Here is a 15714-nt window from a genome sequence, read left to right as displayed (position 1 = left end):
GGGTTGACACGGTGCAACAACTTTCCGGGCAGGGGACGGGTGGACCCGTCGCAGAAGGGGGACGGCACAAAACTATACCGTCCAGACGGTACAGTAGCACCATGACACCCTCGCCCGTCCAGCCCCCGCTCCGGTCAGCCGACCATTCCCCGACCCGGGACCGGGTCCTCGACGCGTTCACCGGGCTCCTCATCGACCAGGGCGAACGTGCGGCCACCCTCGAGGGTGTCGCCGCGGCGGCCGGCCTGTCGAAGGGCGGGCTGCTCTACCATTTCGGGTCGAAGGAGGCCCTGGTCCGGGGACTGCTCACCCGGCTCGAGGAGCTCGTGGCCGACGACATCGTACGCATCCGCTCTGCGGCGGCCGGACCCGTTGACTACCTGATCCGGACCTCGATGAGCGAGGGCACTCCCCTGGACCGCACCATCGCGGGAGCCGTGCGCCTGGCGCAGGGATCGCATCCGCTGGCCAACACGGCCGTTGTCTCAATGCGGCGCCAGTGGCTGGCCGTGATCGAGGAGACCGTCGGGGATCCGGACGTCGCAGAGGCGATCATGTTGATCAGTGACGGACTGTACTTCGGTTCCACCATCACGAGCGCGGCCTATCCCGCCGCCGACGTGGTGTCGGCGGCGAGACTGGACCGGTTGCTCGCCGTGATCGGTCGAATGACCGACCGGACCGCTACTCCGTGATGGCGATTTCGACCATCACGTCGGCCGAGATCGCGTCGCGCACGGTGGCGAGCAGGCTCGCCGAGACGGGTGAGTCGACGGTCAGCACGCTCAGCGCCTTGCCGCCGGCCTCGTGGCGGGCGATCTGCATGCCCGCGATGTTGATCTGGGCGTCGCCGAACTCGCGGCCGTAGACGGCGACGATTCCGGGGCGGTCGGTGTAGACCATCACGATCAGGTGCTCGGCGAAGGTGACCTCGACGTCGTACCCGTTGATCTCGACGATCTTCTCGATCTGCTTCGTGCCGGTCAGGGTGCCGGAGACGGAAACCTGTGAGCCGTCTGCGAGGGCGCCACGAATCTGGATGACGTTGCGGTACTCCGGCGATTCCTTGTCGGTGAGCAGGCGGACCGCGATGCCACGCTGCTCGGCGAGCAGCGGCGCGTTCACGTAGGAGACGGTCTCGCTCACGACGTTCGTGAAGATGCCCTTGAGTGCCGCAAGGCGCAGCACGCTCACGTCGTAGTCGGCGAGCTCGCCGCGCACGTCGATGTCCACGCTTGTGAGCGGGCGCTGTGCGGTGAGGCCGGAGAAGACCTGGCCGAGCTTCTCGACGAGCGGGATGCCGGGGCGCACGTAGGGGTCGATGACGCCGCCGGCGACGTTGACCGCGTCCGGCACGAGTTCGCCGGAGAGGGCGAGGCGCACCGACTTCGCGACGGAGACGCCGGCCTTCTCCTGGGCTTCGTCGGTCGATGCACCGAGGTGCGGGGTGGTGATCAGGTTTTCCAGGCCGAGGAGCTTCGACCCGGTCGGGGGCTCAGACACGAACACGTCGAGGCCGGCCCCGGCGATGGTGCCGGCAGTCAGGGCGTCGTAGAGGTCGTCTTCGTCGATGAGGCCGCCTCGGGCGACGTTGATCACGAACGCGGTCGGCTTCATGAGCTTGAACTGCGCGGCTCCGATCATGCCGGTCGTCTCCGCCGTCTTCGGCATGTGGATGGTCACGAAGTCGGACTGCGCGAGGAGTTCTTCGAGAGTCACGGGCACAACGCCGAGCTGCTGCGCACGGGCGGAGGTGATGTACGGGTCGAACGCGATGATCTTCGTGCCGAAGGCCTGCATTCGAGCGGCGATGAGGGCGCCGATACGGCCGAGGCCGATGATGCCGACGGTCTTTTCGTACAGTTCGACACCGGTGTACTTGGAGCGCTTCCACTGCCCCTCTGCGAGGGCGCCACTCGCGGCGGGGATGTGACGGGCGAGGCTAATAATGTGACCGACGGTCAGTTCTGCGGCAGAGATAATGTTCGAGGTCGGTGCATTGACGACCATGACGCCTGCGGCCGTCGCAGCCTTAATGTCCACGTTGTCGAGTCCGACACCGGCGCGGGCGATCACCTTGAGCAGGGGTGCAGCCGCGATAGCCTCGGCGTCGACCTTCGTCGCGGAGCGCACGAGCACGGCGTCGGCCGTTGCGAGCGCGGCGAGCAGGGCCGGCCGGTCCGTGCCATCGACAGTGCGGACCTCGAAGTCGGGTCCGAGTGCATCGACGGTTGCGGGTGATAATTCTTCAGCGATAAGAACGACTGGTTTTGACACGAAAACAGAACCTCCGATAGCAGCAGCAATTGTGGCTCGCGCCGCGACCGTGGGGCGCCAGTATTGGGTCGAGTCTATCGGCCGTAATATTCCCCAATGAGCACTGTTACGTTGGACTCCCTCCAGTTCGTCCTGCGCTGCCTTCTGGCCGTCTTCTTCTTCGGCGCGGGGATCACCCACTTCATCCCGGTGGTCCAGCGCACGATGGCTGCCATGATCCCGCCGGGACTCCGCTTCACGGGATTCTTCGGCGCGCGTGGCCCCGTCGTCCTGGTGATCTTCACGGGCGTCTGCGAGATGCTCGGCGGCCTCGGCCTGCTCTGGCCGCCGACCACCGGAGTCACCGGAGTCATGCTCGTGATCTTCCTGATCGCGGTCTTCCCGGCCAACGCGTTCGCCGCCCGCGACCCGCTGCGCTTCGGCCGGGCCGCGATCCCGCTCCGGACCCGGGTCATCGAGCAGGTCGCGCTCATCGCCCTCGTCGTGCTGGCGATTCTCTGAGCCTGCGATCCCGGTCCGACGCCTCGATCAGACGATCAGGCTGCCGAGTCCGAACTGGTAGATATCGAGGGCGAGGGCGGATGCGAGGGCCAGGCCGACGAGGAACAGGGCGGCCTGCGCGTACACTGGCCTGCCCCGTCCGATCCGGGCGGCGAGCAGGAAGATCAGGATCGGCAGGAGTACCCCGGCGATCAGGATTCCCCAGCCGAACCCGCTGAGCTGGGTGTCGAGGGACCCGGCGGCGAGGTTGAGGCCGATCAGGTTCCCGAGGGCCGCCCAGACATCCCAGGCGTAGAACAGTCCGAAGAAGACGGCGACGACCAGGAACGGCCAGGAAGGCCTGCGGCGCTGTGGTGCGGCGACGGTCTCGGTCGAACCGGTGCCGGACGCATCGGGACCGGACGTGTCCGGACCGGACGGGTTCGGGAGTGCGACGGGCTCGCTCATGCGACGGCCCCTCCGCTCACGAGGAGCGGGAGCGGAGCGAGCAGCACGACGCCGAGGAGCAGCCAGAGGATTCGTCCGCGCGGCCGGGTCGGGGTCAGCCAGAGCGTCACCGCGAACCACGCGACGGGGGCCGCGACGGCGAGCCAGGTTCCGAGGCTGAACATGAAGCTCGCGAGAGCGTCGCCGAGCGGATTGTCGATCCGGCTCACGCCGATGAACCAGCCGATCGTGAAGAGCAGGTAGATGCCGCCGAACACCCCGAGGGAGATGAGGGTGAATGAACTCATCGGCGAGCGTTCCGAGTTGCGGGCCGCGGCATCCGCTTCGATCGCAGCGGTCGGGCCCTTGACGCTCCAGCCGTCCGGCAAAGCGGCGTAGACCGGAGCGCTGGCCGGTGCGGAGGCAACGGGGTCTGACTCGACCGGCGTGCGCGAGTTCTCGCGGGCGTCGGCGTCCTCCGACCGGGTTTGCAGGGTGGGATCGTCGTCGCCGGCCCAGCCGAGCGCGTCGTCGTCGCGCGGATTTCCGCCGCGTGGTGCTGAAGTCATAGGGCCAGATTAGCCGTCGGAGTGCGGCGCCGCGTCAGGCAGCGGGTCAGGAGACCTGGAGGGGGGCGTGGCGGTGACCGCTGTCGGGGCATCGTTCGGTGGCTGCGGCAGCCCCATGAACATGGTGTGGTGCAGGGCCTCGACGTGCGCGCGGGCGATGCGCACGGCATCCACAGGGTCGGAGCGGCGGAGCGCGGCAACGAGGTCGGCGTGGTCATCGTTGACCCCGTGCAGGAACGCGATCGGATAGGGCAGGAAGTACCGGTAAAGGGCGGCGAGGGCGGCACGGTAGAGGGGAAGGGCGAAGTCGAGACCGCTCGTGACGGCGACTCCGACGTGGAAGCTCTCGTCGGCCAGGTGGTACTCGGTCCAGCTCCTGGCCTCCCGCATCCGGGTGATCTGCAGGTCGAGGACGGCGAGGTCGGATTCCGTCGCGGCGAGCGCGGCGTGGTGCACGACGGCGCACTCGAGGAGCACCCGTCGGTCGATGAGTTCGTGTACTTCGGCGGCGTCAGCGAGGTAGCTGCGGATCTCGGCGACGGCCGAGTGCGCGGGAACATCTGCGACGAAGGTGCCGCCGCCGCGTCCCCTGCGGCGCACGAGCACGCCCTCCTCCGCGAGGCTCTCGAGCGCCCGCCGGGCCGTGATCGGGCTGACGGCGAGCGCATCAGCGACGTCGTCGACGGGCGGCACTCGTTCGCCCGGCAGCAGCAGGCCGAGGTCGACGGCGAGGGCGAGGCGGGCCCGCACGGTGTCGATGGCCGCGAGGCGGGTGATCCCGGTGACGGCGGCGGCGGTCAGGGCCGCGAGGCCCGATGGCGCCGTTTCAGCGTCGCCCGGTATCGATGTGGTCACGACACCACAATAATCGACACGAAACGCGCCGGTAATGTTCAAAATGATCTAATTTAGGAGAACTCGGAAGGACGAAGGATGAGAACCCTGAAAGTGGCCGCCGTGCAGGCGGCTCCCCAGCTGATCGGAACCGCGATCGAGCCGTTCGCCGCCGAGCTGCGGTCCGTGCTTGCCGGAGCCCCCGATGCCGACGTGGTGGTGTTTCCCGAGTTGCATCTCTTCGGCTCCCCCGCGGACCGCGGCGACGTCACGTCAGAACCTGAGTCGGCCGACGCACGGAACGCGAGCCTCAGGGCATCCGCCCAGCCCCTCGACGGCCCGCTCGGCGATTCCCTCGGAGCGCTCGCCAGGGAGGCAGGCATCTGGCTCGTTCCGGGGAGCGTGTGCGAACTCGGCCAGAACGGGGAACTCTTCAACACGGCCGTGGTGTACGCCCCGACGGGGGAACGCGTCGCCTCATACCGCAAGATGTTTCCCTGGCGGCCGTTCGAACCGTACGATCCCGGCGACCGGTTCGTCGTCTTCGATGTGCCCGGTGTCGGGCGGCTCGGCCTCTCCATCTGTTATGACGCCTGGTTCCCCGAGGTGACCAGGCATCTCGCGTGGCTCGGTGCAGAGGTGGTACTGAACCTCGTGAAGACGACGACGGACGACCGCGCCCAGGAGCTCGTGCTCGCCCGCGCCAACTCGATCGTGAACCAGGTCTTCACCGTGAGCGTCAATTGCGCAGGTCCCGTCGGCCGGGGTCGGAGCATCGTCGTCGACCCGGAGGGCCACGTCCTCGACGAGAGCGCTGACACCAACTCCGACGTGCTTCTGACCACCATCGACCTCGACCACGTGACCCGGGTGCGAGTGCAGGGAACCGCGGGTACCAACCGACCGTGGGCGCAATTCGCCGACACGGATGCCCCGATCGAGCTCCCCCTGTACGGCGGCCGGATCTCTCCTTCCAGCTGGCAGCCCCAGTCCTGGTCCCCGACCTCTCCAGCCCCGCTGATCTCAGTAGTAGCCCCCGCAGTTCGCCCCGCCACCCCAACCCAGTAAGGACGACCCATGGTTACGCCAACGCACCCCAGTCCCACCCTCACTCGTTCTCTCACGCTCTCCTCTGTCGTAATCTTCGGCCTCGCCTATATGACGCCGATCATCGTGCTCGGGATCTTCGGCATCGTCGCCGAGGTCACCGGCGGCGCCACGCCCGCCGCCTACCTCGTGGCCCTCGTCGCGATGCTCTTCACCGCATCGAGCTATGGGCGGATGGCCGCCGCGTACCCGGTCGCGGGGTCGGCATACAGCTACGTGCGCCGCGCGATCGACTCCCGCGTCGGTTTCCTCGTCGGCTGGGCCGTCCTTCTCGACTATCTCTTCCTGCCGATGGTGATCTGGCTGATCGGTGGCGCGTACCTCGGCGCTCAATTCCCCGACGTGCCCGGGTGGATCTGGATCCTCGGGTTCATCCTCGCGACGACCGCGCTCAACATCATCGGGATCCGGGTGGCACAGAAGGCGAACTACATCCTGATGGCCTTTCAGGTGCTCGTGATCGTGCTCTTCGTGGCCCTCTCGATCGGCTCCGTCCTCACGAACTCCGGCCCGCTTGCCCTCTTCAGCTCCACGCCGTTCTTCAACGACACGGCGAGCCTCACCGGCATCTCCGCAGGGGCCGCGATCGCCGCATACTCCTTCCTCGGTTTCGACGCCGTCACGACGCTGACAGAGGAGACGATCAACCCGCGGAAGACCATGCCGCGCGCGATCATGCTCATCGCCCTGATCGGCGGAGCGATCTTCATCGTCGTGGCGTACACGACGACACTCGTCCAGCCGGGCGGCGTCTTCGAGAACGTGTCGTCCGCCGCCTTCGACATCGCTCTCACCATAGGCGGCAACGTGTTCGGCGCGATCTTCATCGCCGGGCTCGTGCTCGGCCAGTTCGCCTCCGGGCTCGCCGCCCAGGCCGGAGGAGCCCGTCTTCTCTACGCGATGGGCCGCGATGGCGTCCTCCCCCGCCGAATCTTCGGCACCATCAGCGAGCGCTACCGCACGCCCGTGATCAGCATCATCATCACAGGAGCCGTCGGCCTCATCGCCCTGTTCCTCGACGTGGCAACCTCGACATCGTTCATCAACTTCGGCGCCTTCACCGCGTTCACGTTCGTGAACCTCGCCGTGATCGCCTTCTTCATCCGCGAGCGCAGGGCCGGCCGGCACCACAACGTGTGGCTGTACGTGGTCGTGCCCGCGATCGGAGCCGTCATCGATGCATGGCTGCTCACCAAGCTCGACGTGAACGCGATCACGCTCGGCCTCACCTGGCTCGGCGTGGGCGTCGTCGTGCTCGCCATCCTGACCAGGGGCTTCCGGATTTCGCCGCCCGACCTGGCCTTCGAGGAGGCTGAAGAGGCCGTCCTCACCGAACACTGACCCTGCGGGGCTTTACGACGAACGGCGGGGCTCCTCGGGTAGAGGGGCCCCGCCGTTCATGGTGCGGTGCGCGGTGCGTCGTGCGCGATGCGGTGGTTAGCGGGCGGCTTCGCCGTCGACGTAGTCGTCGTCGTTCGAGGCGTTCCACGCGAAGAGCTTGCGCAGCTCGCGGCCGGTGGCCTCGATCGGGTGCTCTTCGCCCTTCTTGCGGAGAGCGAGGAACTCGGGTGCTCCGGCGTCCTGGTCGGCGATGAAACGCTCGGCGAACGCGCCGCTCTGGATGTCGGCGAGAACGGCCTTCATGTTCTCCTTGACGTGCGGGTCGATCACGCGCGGGCCGGAGACGTAGTCGCCGTATTCCGCGGTGTCGGAGACGCTCCAGCGCTGCTTGGCGATGCCGCCCTCCCACATCAGGTCGACGATGAGCTTGAGCTCGTGCAGCACCTCGAAGTAGGCGACCTGCGGCTGGTAACCGGCCTCGGTCAGGGTCTCGAAGCCGTACTGGATGAGCTGCGAGACGCCGCCGCAGAGCACGGCCTGCTCGCCGAACAGGTCGGTCTCGGTCTCTTCGGTGAAGGTGGTCTTGATGCCGGCGGCACGGAGCCCGCCGATCGCCTTCGCGTAGCTGAGAGTCAGCGGCCAGGCATTGCCGGTCGCATCCTTCTCGACGGCGACGATGACGGGTACGCCACGGCCGGCCTCGAATTCGCGACGCACGGTGTGGCCGGGTCCCTTGGGGGCGACCATGACGACGTCGACGCCCTCCGGTGCGGTGATGTAGCCGAAGCGGATGTTGAACCCGTGTCCGAAGACGAGCGCCTTTCCGGCCGCGAGGTTCGGAAGCACGTCAGCGGCGTAGAGGTGACGCTGCACCTGGTCGGGCGCGAGGATGACGATGACGTCGGCCCACTTGGCTGCCTCGGCGGTGCTGAGGACGGTGAAGCCGACCTCTTCGGCCTTGGCCTTCGACTTCGAGCCATCCTTCAGGCCGATGACGACCTCGACACCCGAGTCGCGGAGGTTCTGGGCATGCGCGTGTCCCTGCGAGCCGTAACCGATGACGGCTACCTTCTTGCCCTGGATGATCGACAGGTCAGCGTCTTTGTCGTAGTAAATCTCAGACACGAGTGGTTATCTCCTAGTTGTTTGGTGAAGAAAGGTCGGTGAAGAAAGGGGGTGAGGGGCGGACGCTAGCTCTTGAACACGCGTTCGGTGATCGATTTGGACCCGCGGCCGATGGCGAGCAGTCCGGACTGTGCGATTTCCTTGATCCCGTAGGGCTCGAGCACGCGCAGCAGCGCCTGGGTCTTGCCGGAATCCCCGGTCACCTCGATCACGACGGAGTCAGGGGCGACGTCGACGACCCGCGCACGGAACAGCGTGACGGCTTCGAGCACCTGGGACCTCGTCGTGTTGTCCGCACGCACCTTGACCAGCAGGTGCTCGCGCTGCACGGACTGCGCGGGGTCGAGCTCGACGATCTTGATCACGTTGATCAGCTTGTTGAGCTGCTTCGTGACCTGCTCGAGCGGGAGGTCCTCGACGTCGACGAGGATGGTGATCCGCGACAGGCCGGGGATCTCGGTGTGGCCGACCGCGAGGCTTTCGATGTTGAAGCCGCGCCGGGCGAAGAGGCCGGCGACGCGGGTCAGCAGGCCGGGCTTGTCCTCGACGAGGAGGCTCAGGACATGGGAACTCATGGGCTTACTCCTCTCCCCAGGTCGGTGCGTGGTCTTTCGCGTACTGCACGTAACTGTTGCTGACGCCCTGGGGCACCATCGGCCAGACCATCGCATCGCGGCTCACGACGAAGTCGATCACGACCGGGCGGTCGTTCGTCGCGAGGGCGAGCTTGATCGCGTCGTCGACCTGGTCCGCGCTCGTGACGCGGATGCCGAGCGCACCATACGCCTCGGCGAGCTTCACGAAGTCGGGCACCATCGCCGAGCCGTGCCCGGTGTTCAGGTCGGTGAAGGAGTGCCGACCGTCGTAGAACAGGGTCTGCCACTGGCGTACCATGCCGAGCGAGGAGTTGTTGATGATCGCGACCTTGATGGGGATGTTGTTGATCGTGCAGGTCGCGAGTTCCTGGTTGGTCATCTGGAAGCATCCGTCACCGTCGATCGACCAGACCACCCGGTCGGGTTCTGCGACCTTGGCGCCCATCGCCGCGGGAACGGAGTAGCCCATCGTGCCGGCACCGCCCGAGTTGAGCCAGGAGTTGGGGCGCTCGTACTTGATGTACTGGGCCGCCCACATCTGGTGCTGGCCGACGCCGGCGGCGTAGACGCCCTCCGGCCCGGTCAGTTCACCGATGCGCTTGATCACGTACTGCGGGGCGAGCAGGCCGTCCGTCGGCTCGGAGTAGCCGAGCGGGAACTCCTCGCGGAGACCGTTCAGGTAGCTCCACCACTCGGTGAAGTCCGGGGTGGTGGTCTTGAGCACCGCGGAGAAGGCGACGGTCAGGTCGGCGAGCACGTCCTTGGCGTCTCCGACGATGGGCACGTCTGCGGTGCGGATCTTGGAGATTTCCGCGGGGTCGACGTCGACGTGCACGATCGTGGCGTGCGGCGCGAACTCGCTGACCTTCCCGGTGACCCGGTCGTCGAAGCGGGCGCCGAGCGCGATGATCAGGTCGGCCTCCTGCAGGGACAGCACGGCGGGAACGGTGCCGTGCATGCCCGGCATGCCGAGGTGCTGGTCGTGCGAGTCCGGGAAGGCGCCACGGGCCATCAGCGTCGTGACGACGGGCGTGCCGGTGAGTTCGGCGAAGGCGAGGAGCTCGGCGGATGCGCGGGCGCGGATGACGCCGCCGCCGACGTACAGCACGGGCTTCTTCGCATCGGCGAGCAACTGGGCTGCCGCCTGCACCTGCTTGCCGTGGGCCTTGGTGATCGGACGATAGCCGGGCAGGTCGATCTTCGGCGGCCAGATGAACGGCGCCGTCTTCTGCTGGGCGTCCTTGGTGATGTCGACGAGCACAGGGCCTGGCCGGCCGGTCGAGGCGATCAGGTAGGCGGATGCGATCGCACCGGGAACGTCTTCCGGGCGCTTGACGAGGAACGAGTGTTTCGTGATCGGCATCGTGATGCCGACGATGTCGGCCTCCTGGAAGGCATCCGTGCCCATCAGCGTCGAGAAGACCTGGCCGGTGATGCACAGGATCGGCACCGAGTCCATGTATGCGTCCGCGATCGCCGTGACGAGGTTCGTGGCGCCGGGGCCTGAGGTCGCGATGGCGACGCCGACGCGGTTGCTCGCCGAGGCGTAGCCCTCCGCAGCGTGGCCGGCGCCCTGCTCGTGGCGCACCAGGATGTGCCGGATGGCGTCCTGGGTCATCAGCTCGTCGTAGAGCGGGATGACGGCGCCGCCGGGCAGGCCGAAGACATCCGTCACGCCGAGCAGTTCGAGGGTGCGGATGATCGCACCGGAACCGGTGAGGAGTTCGGGCTCACCGGATGCTGCCGCGGCCGTCGCCGCGGCGGACGACGTGGCGGCCGAGGTCGGCGAGGGCGTGGGTGATGGCACGGGGTTCTGTTCCGCGGTCATTGATTCAGGTCCCTAAGGTCGAGTACGAATGGTGAGCGCTACCCCGTGACGGCGCCAACGGCCGCCGATTGCACGAGCTTCGTGTACTTGGCGAGCACGCCGCGGGTGTAGCGCGGAGGGAGAGGCGCCCAGCCGACTCGTCGGGCGTCGAGCTCTTCAGGGTCGACCAGTAGGTCGAGCGTGCGAGCTGCGATATCGACCCGTATGAGATCACCATCGCGCACGAAGGCGATCGGACCTGCGTCCACCGCTTCGGGTGCTATGTGGCCGATACACAGTCCGGTTGTGCCGCCTGAGAATCTGCCGTCCGTTAACAGTAGTACATCGGCACCGAGCCCGGCGCCCTTGATGGCCGCGGTGATCGAGAGCATCTCGCGCATGCCGGGGCCTCCCTTGGGGCCTTCGTAGCGGATGACGACGACGTCGCCCTTTTCGATGGTGCCCTCGGTGAGGGCGTCCATCGCCGCGCGCTCGCGCTCGAAGACGCGGGCGGGTCCGGTGAACACGTCACTGTCGAAGCCGGCGGTCTTGACGACAGCGCCCTCCGGCGCCATCGAGCCCTTGAGGATGGTGATGCCGCCGCTCTTGTGGATCGGGTTGTCGAGCGTGCGGAGCACCTCGCCGTCGAGGTCGGGCGGGTCGATCTCCGCGAGGTTCTCTGCGACGGTCTTCCCGGTGACGGTGAGGGCGTCCCCGTGGATGAGGCCGGCCTCGAGCAGGGCGCGCATCACGGCGGGCACCCCGCCGTGGCGGTCGACGTCGTTCATGACGTACTTGCCGAACGGCTTCAGATCGCCGATGTGCGGAACCTTGTCGCCGATCACGTTGAAGTCGTCGAGGCTCAGTTCGACCTCGGCCTCGCGGGCGATGGCGAGCAGGTGCAGCACCACGTTCGTGGAGCCGCCGAAGGCCATGGCGACGGCGATCGCATTCTCGAAGGCCTTGCGGGTGAGGATGTCCCTGGCCGTGATGCCGAGGCGCAGGAGGTTGACGACGGCCTCGCCGGAGCGGTGCGCGTAGTAGTCGCGGCGGCGGTCGGCCGAGGCGGGGGACGCGGATCCCGGAAGGCTCATGCCGAGGGCTTCTGCGACGCTCGCCATGGTGTTCGCGGTGTACATGCCGCCGCAGGCACCCTCGCCGGGGGCGAAGGCGCACTCGATCCGCTTGGCGTCGGCCACGGACATCCGCCCGGCCTTGACGGCGCCGACGGCCTCGAACGAGTCGATGATGGTGATGTCTTTTTCGGTGCCGTCCGAGAGCTTGACCCAGCCGGGCGCGATCGAGCCGGCGTAGAGGAAGACACTCGCGAGATCGAGCCGGGCAGCGGCCATCAGCATGCCGGGCAGGGACTTGTCGCAGCCGGCGAGCAGCACGGAGCCGTCGAGGCGCTCGGCCTGCATGACGACCTCGACGGAGTCCGCGATGACCTCTCGGGAGACGAGGGAGAAGTGCATGCCCTCATGGCCCATCGAGATGCCGTCGGAGACGGAGATGGTGCCGAACTGCAGCGGATAGCCGCCACCGGAGTGCACGCCCTCCTTGGCCGCCTGCGCGAGGCGGTCGAGGGACAGGTTGCACGGTGTGATCTCGTTCCAGGAACTCGCGATGCCGATCTGGGGTTTGTCCCAGTCCGCGTCGCCCATCCCGACGGCACGGAGCATTCCGCGGGAGGTCGTGGCTTCGATTCCGTCGGTGACGTCGCGACTACGCGGTTTCAGATCGATCTCAGGCATGTAGTGATTCTAGAACCTGTGTTTCGGGAACTTTGCCGCAGGGTTACCGTTCGCTGGGAGTTCCGGGGGTTCCGGGAGCTGGGGCGGCCTCCCGGAGGTCGGCGATCAGCTGCAGCACGATCGGCACTTCCTCCGGTCCGCGCACCCGGTAGCCCGCGAGGGAGGTGCCTGCGCCGATCTTCAGTCCGAGGTCGCCGGGGTGCAGTGCGGTGAAGGCGTCTTCGTCCGTCACGTCGTCTCCGGCGTAGAACACCCGGTCGGCGCCCGTGTATGCACGGAGCCGTTCGAGCGCGTCACCCTTCGAGCTCGAGCGCACGGAGAATTCGAGCACATTCTTTCCCTCGCGCACGGTGAGGTCTGGCAGCACGGCGCCGAGCTGCACGCGGGCGTCGCGTTGCACGGCCTGGCCGGCCTGCGCGGTCGACTTGCGGGTGTGCAAGGCCAGGCCGGCGGGCTTCCGTTCGATCCACGCACCCGTCACGGATGCCGAGACCCGTTCGAGCACGCGGGCGAGCGTGTCGAGCTGGTCGAGTTCGTCCTGGTCGAGTCCGAGCTCTTCGCCCGGGGTGTCCAGCTGGACCTCGATGCCGTGTGAACCGGTCAGAAGCACCTCGACCTGCGGTTCGGCGACCTGGCGCAGGCTCGCGAGCGACCGGCCGGAGACGAGGGCGACACGCACGCCGTCGAGTCCGATCAGGCGTTCGACGGCCTCCCGGGTGCCGGCGACGGCACGCGAGTCCTGGGGGTTGTCGACGATCGGGGCGACGGTGCCGTCGAAGTCCAGCGCGATGAGCAGCGAGCCCGCGGAACTGAAGTCGCGGAGGGCGTGAGCGAGATCATCGGGAACGCCGGGCTGCACGGCGGCACCCTCCCGGAGTGTGCGGAGGAAGGACGACGACCAGGCGGCGACGTCGTTGTCGAACACCTTGCGGCGCAGGGCGCGCATCCGCCGCTGCCGTTCGGGGCGCGGCATCGCGATCGCACGCAGGATGGCTGCCTTCATGCCGTCGATGTCGTGCGGGTTGATCAGCACGGCCTGCTTGAGTTCGTCGGCCGCCCCGGCGAATTCGCTCAGGACGAGCACGCCGTCCTTGTCGTCGCGGACGGCGACGTATTCCTTCGCGACGAGGTTCATCCCGTCGCGGAGGGCGGTGACGAGCATGACGTCTGCGGCGAGGTACAGGGCGACCATTTCCTCGCGCGGGTAGCCGTGGTGGTGGTAGCTGATCGCGGTGTGGCTGATCGTCGAGTAGTCGCCGTTGATCCGGCCGACGGCGAGTTCGATCTCGTCGCGGAGGGCCATGTACGCTCCGACCCGTTCCCGGGACGGGCTCGCGACCTGCACGAGGGTGACGTCCTCGACGGAAATCGACCCGTCCTCGAGGAGCTCGCCGAAGGCCTTCAGCCGGTGGCCGATGCCCTTGGTGTAGTCGAGCCTGTCGACGCCGAGAATGATCGTCTTCGGGTTGCCGAGGTCCTCGCGGATGCGGCGCGCGCGGGCCTGGATCTCCGGACGTTTCGCGAGGTCGGCGTATGCGACGGCGTCGATCGAGATCGGGAAGTGCTTGGCGATCACCCGGCGGTGGTGTCCCCCGGCGCCTGGAACGTCGATCGCGACACCGCGGGTGGTGTATCCGAAGAGGCGACGGACCGCGCGGGAGAAGTTGCCGGCATCCGCCAGCCGCTGGAAGCCGATCAGGTCGGCGCCGAGCAGGCCGTCGAGGATCTGCTTACGCCACGGGAGCTGCGCATAGATGCCGTACGGCGGGAACGGTATGTGGTTGAAAAAGCCGATCACGAGGTCGGGGCGCATGTCCCTCAGCATCCGCGGCACGAGTTGCAGCTGGTAGTCGTGCACCCAGACGGTTGCACCGGCTGCCGCGGCCGCGGCGGCCGCTTCGGCGAACCGGCGGTTGACGCGCACGTACGCCTCCCACCATTCGCGGTGGAAGCTCGGCGGGGAGATCACGTCGTGGTAGAGCGGCCAGAGGGTGTCGTTGGAGAAGCCCTCGTAGTAGTCCTCGAGGTCGGCGTCGGTCAGCGAGACGGGAACGATGTTGATGCCGTCGTTTTCGAAGGGGGCGAACTCGCGGTCGGCGACGCCGGGCCAGCCGACCCACGCGCCGTCGGAGGAGCGCATCAGCGGCTCGAGGGCGGTGACGAGTCCGCCGGGTGAGGTCTTCCAGCTTTCGGTGCCGTCCTCGGCGACGACGAAGTCCACGGGCAGCCGGTTCGAGACAGCGACGAGGGCGTATGTCACCTTCGGCTCGGCGGCGGGCGTGTTAACGGCTTCAATCGAAATGGCTGGTCCGTTCCGGTACCTGCACGGCGCACGCACCTCGGTGAACTTCCAAGGATACCAGCAGCCCCGGCGGAGCCCCCTGACTATTCGGGCGCGCGACACCCGTTGTTCAGCAGTCGGGTTTACTCTGGCGCCAATGATTCGCATCGGCATGAGCACGACGTGCGCCTATCCGCTCTCGACGGAGCACGCCTTCCGGCTCGCGAAACTCGCGGGCTACGACGGCATCGAAATCATGGTCTCCCGCGACGACGTCACCCAGGATGCCGCTGCGCTCCTGGCCCTGTCGCGGAAATACAAGCTGCCGATCTTCTCGATCCACGCTCCCGTGCTCCTGCTCACGCATTTCGTCTGGGGTCGGGACCCACTCGTGAAGCTCGAACGCTCGGCGGCGCTCGCGGCCGAGGTCGGGGCGCGAAACGTCGTGGTGCATCCGCCGTTTCGCTGGCAGGCCGACTTCGCCGTCACGTTCCTCGACTCCGTGCGCGAGATCAGCGCGGACAGCGGCATCGAGATCGCGGTCGAGAACATGTTCCCGTGGAAGTTCGGCGGCCGGGGCATGAAGGCGTACTCCCCCGGCTGGGACACCACCCGGATGGACTGCGACGCCGTCACGCTCGACTTCTCGCACTGCGCCCTGAGCGGGCTCGACAGTCTCGCGATGGCGACGGAGCTCGGCGACCGTCTCCGGCATGTGCATCTCTGCGACGGCTCCGGCTCCCTCGACGAGGGCAAAGTCTTCGACGAGCACCTGCTGCCCGGCCGTGGCAGCGAGCCGGTCGCCGAGGTGCTCAACCTGCTCGCGCGCACCGGCTGGGACGGCCGGATCGTCGCGGAGGTCAACACCCGCAAGGCGCGCACCGAGCAGGAACGCCTCGTGCTGCTCGTGGAGACCCTCGCGTTCGCGCGCTTGCACACCGCCCAGCGCCGGGTGCGCCGCGCCCCGCGGTCGCCCCGCGCCCACGAGTCCCTGCGCCCCGGACAGCAGCACTAGCCCCGTCCCCACGCGCGAAAGCGGGTGAATCGTCGGTCTGGTCCGCTCAAACCGACGTTTCACCCGCTCTCGCGGAAGGAG

The 15714-nt window shown here is 67.6% G+C and carries 14 protein-coding genes; 5 read left to right on the top strand and 9 right to left on the bottom strand.

Annotated elements, in window-relative coordinates; all coding sequences use genetic code 11:
- Positions 1-101 precede the first annotated feature (101 nt).
- Positions 102-695, top strand: a complete 594-nt coding sequence (locus QN345_RS02015) for a TetR/AcrR family transcriptional regulator (protein WP_134560903.1) — start codon at positions 102-104, stop codon at positions 693-695.
- Here the strand turns inward: QN345_RS02015 and serA are convergent.
- Positions 685-2277 carry a phosphoglycerate dehydrogenase gene (gene serA, locus QN345_RS02010; RefSeq protein ID WP_134447379.1) on the bottom strand — a complete coding sequence of 531 codons (1593 nt, stop codon included), beginning with the start codon at positions 2275-2277 and terminating at the stop codon, positions 685-687. The genes QN345_RS02015 and serA overlap by 11 nt on opposite strands.
- 96 nt (positions 2278-2373) lie before the next feature.
- Here serA and QN345_RS02005 point away from each other — a divergent pair, with 96 nt between their 5' ends.
- Entirely contained in the window at positions 2374-2778 is a 405-nt protein-coding gene (locus tag QN345_RS02005) for a hypothetical protein (protein ID WP_134560902.1), read from the top strand.
- A gap of 27 nt (positions 2779-2805) precedes the next feature.
- On the opposite strand, the gene QN345_RS02000 is transcribed toward QN345_RS02005, so the two are convergent.
- From QN345_RS02000 to QN345_RS01990, 3 genes are read right to left on the bottom strand one after another with little or no spacing between them, the layout of a single operon-like run.
- Entirely contained in the window at positions 2806-3225 is a 420-nt protein-coding gene (locus QN345_RS02000; protein ID WP_322135589.1) for a hypothetical protein, read from the bottom strand.
- Positions 3222-3773: a DNA polymerase III subunit gamma/tau gene (locus QN345_RS01995; RefSeq protein ID WP_134447373.1), complete on the bottom strand. Its 552-nt coding sequence runs from the start codon at positions 3771-3773 to the stop codon at positions 3222-3224. Before QN345_RS01995 ends, QN345_RS02000 begins: the two co-directional genes overlap by 4 nt.
- 9 nt (positions 3774-3782) lie before the next feature.
- Positions 3783-4628, bottom strand: coding sequence for a GntR family transcriptional regulator (locus QN345_RS01990; protein ID WP_322187890.1), 846 nt, complete (start codon positions 4626-4628; stop codon positions 3783-3785).
- A 78-nt stretch (positions 4629-4706) separates the two neighbouring features.
- Here QN345_RS01990 and QN345_RS01985 point away from each other — a divergent pair, with 78 nt between their 5' ends.
- Both QN345_RS01985 and QN345_RS01980 read left to right on the top strand, forming a co-directional pair.
- Positions 4707-5675 (top strand): carbon-nitrogen hydrolase family protein, encoded by a 969-nt coding sequence (locus tag QN345_RS01985; RefSeq protein WP_322187892.1) that lies wholly within the window; start codon positions 4707-4709, stop codon positions 5673-5675.
- Between the two features lie 9 nt (positions 5676-5684).
- Positions 5685-7055: an APC family permease gene (locus QN345_RS01980; RefSeq protein ID WP_134559394.1), complete on the top strand. Its 1371-nt coding sequence runs from the start codon at positions 5685-5687 to the stop codon at positions 7053-7055.
- Between the two features lie 96 nt (positions 7056-7151).
- Here QN345_RS01980 and ilvC read toward each other — a convergent pair whose 3' ends face one another.
- The 5 genes from ilvC to QN345_RS01955 all read right to left on the bottom strand — a co-directional run bounded on the left by ilvC (position 7152) and on the right by QN345_RS01955 (position 14597).
- A complete protein-coding gene (gene ilvC, locus QN345_RS01975) occupies positions 7152-8180 on the bottom strand; it encodes a ketol-acid reductoisomerase (RefSeq protein ID WP_134447367.1) in 1029 nt (342 codons plus the stop codon).
- A gap of 65 nt (positions 8181-8245) precedes the next feature.
- Positions 8246-8755, bottom strand: a complete 510-nt coding sequence (ilvN, locus tag QN345_RS01970; RefSeq protein ID WP_134447365.1) for an acetolactate synthase small subunit — start codon at positions 8753-8755, stop codon at positions 8246-8248.
- A 4-nt stretch (positions 8756-8759) separates the two neighbouring features.
- Complete coding sequence (locus QN345_RS01965; protein WP_134447363.1) at positions 8760-10604, bottom strand: acetolactate synthase large subunit; 1845 nt, start codon at positions 10602-10604, stop codon at positions 8760-8762.
- A gap of 38 nt (positions 10605-10642) precedes the next feature.
- Positions 10643-12337: a dihydroxy-acid dehydratase gene (gene ilvD / locus QN345_RS01960; RefSeq protein ID WP_134559398.1), complete on the bottom strand. Its 1695-nt coding sequence runs from the start codon at positions 12335-12337 to the stop codon at positions 10643-10645.
- Between the two features lie 43 nt (positions 12338-12380).
- Positions 12381-14597, bottom strand: a complete 2217-nt coding sequence (locus QN345_RS01955) for a bifunctional alpha,alpha-trehalose-phosphate synthase (UDP-forming)/trehalose-phosphatase (RefSeq protein ID WP_241975378.1) — start codon at positions 14595-14597, stop codon at positions 12381-12383.
- 178 nt (positions 14598-14775) lie between these two features.
- On the opposite strand from QN345_RS01955, the gene QN345_RS01950 reads away from it, so the two are divergent.
- Positions 14776-15633 carry a sugar phosphate isomerase/epimerase gene (locus QN345_RS01950; RefSeq protein ID WP_322187895.1) on the top strand — a complete coding sequence of 286 codons (858 nt, stop codon included), beginning with the start codon at positions 14776-14778 and terminating at the stop codon, positions 15631-15633.
- Positions 15634-15714: the final 81 nt, after the last annotated feature.

This window comes from Cryobacterium sp. 10I1, from assembly GCF_035019805.1.
GTDB classification, from domain to species: domain Bacteria; phylum Actinomycetota; class Actinomycetes; order Actinomycetales; family Microbacteriaceae; genus Cryobacterium; species Cryobacterium glucosi.
This window is presented reverse-complemented; position numbering and strand designations above follow the sequence as displayed.

Coding starts and splice junctions, on each gene's coding strand:
- QN345_RS01950 (WP_322187895.1), top strand. CDS start 14,776: ATGATTCGCATCGGCATGAGCACGACGTGCGCCTATCCGCTCTCGACG.
- QN345_RS01965 (WP_134447363.1), bottom strand. CDS start 10,604: ATGACCGCGGAACAGAACCCCGTGCCATCACCCACGCCCTCGCCGACC.
- QN345_RS02015 (WP_134560903.1), top strand. CDS start 102: ATGACACCCTCGCCCGTCCAGCCCCCGCTCCGGTCAGCCGACCATTCC.
- ilvD (WP_134559398.1), bottom strand. CDS start 12,337: ATGCCTGAGATCGATCTGAAACCGCGTAGTCGCGACGTCACCGACGGA.
- QN345_RS01980 (WP_134559394.1), top strand. CDS start 5,685: ATGGTTACGCCAACGCACCCCAGTCCCACCCTCACTCGTTCTCTCACG.
- QN345_RS02005 (WP_134560902.1), top strand. CDS start 2,374: ATGAGCACTGTTACGTTGGACTCCCTCCAGTTCGTCCTGCGCTGCCTT.
- QN345_RS02000 (WP_322135589.1), bottom strand. CDS start 3,225: ATGAGCGAGCCCGTCGCACTCCCGAACCCGTCCGGTCCGGACACGTCC.
- QN345_RS01985 (WP_322187892.1), top strand. CDS start 4,707: ATGAGAACCCTGAAAGTGGCCGCCGTGCAGGCGGCTCCCCAGCTGATC.
- QN345_RS01995 (WP_134447373.1), bottom strand. CDS start 3,773: ATGACTTCAGCACCACGCGGCGGAAATCCGCGCGACGACGACGCGCTC.
- ilvN (WP_134447365.1), bottom strand. CDS start 8,755: ATGAGTTCCCATGTCCTGAGCCTCCTCGTCGAGGACAAGCCCGGCCTG.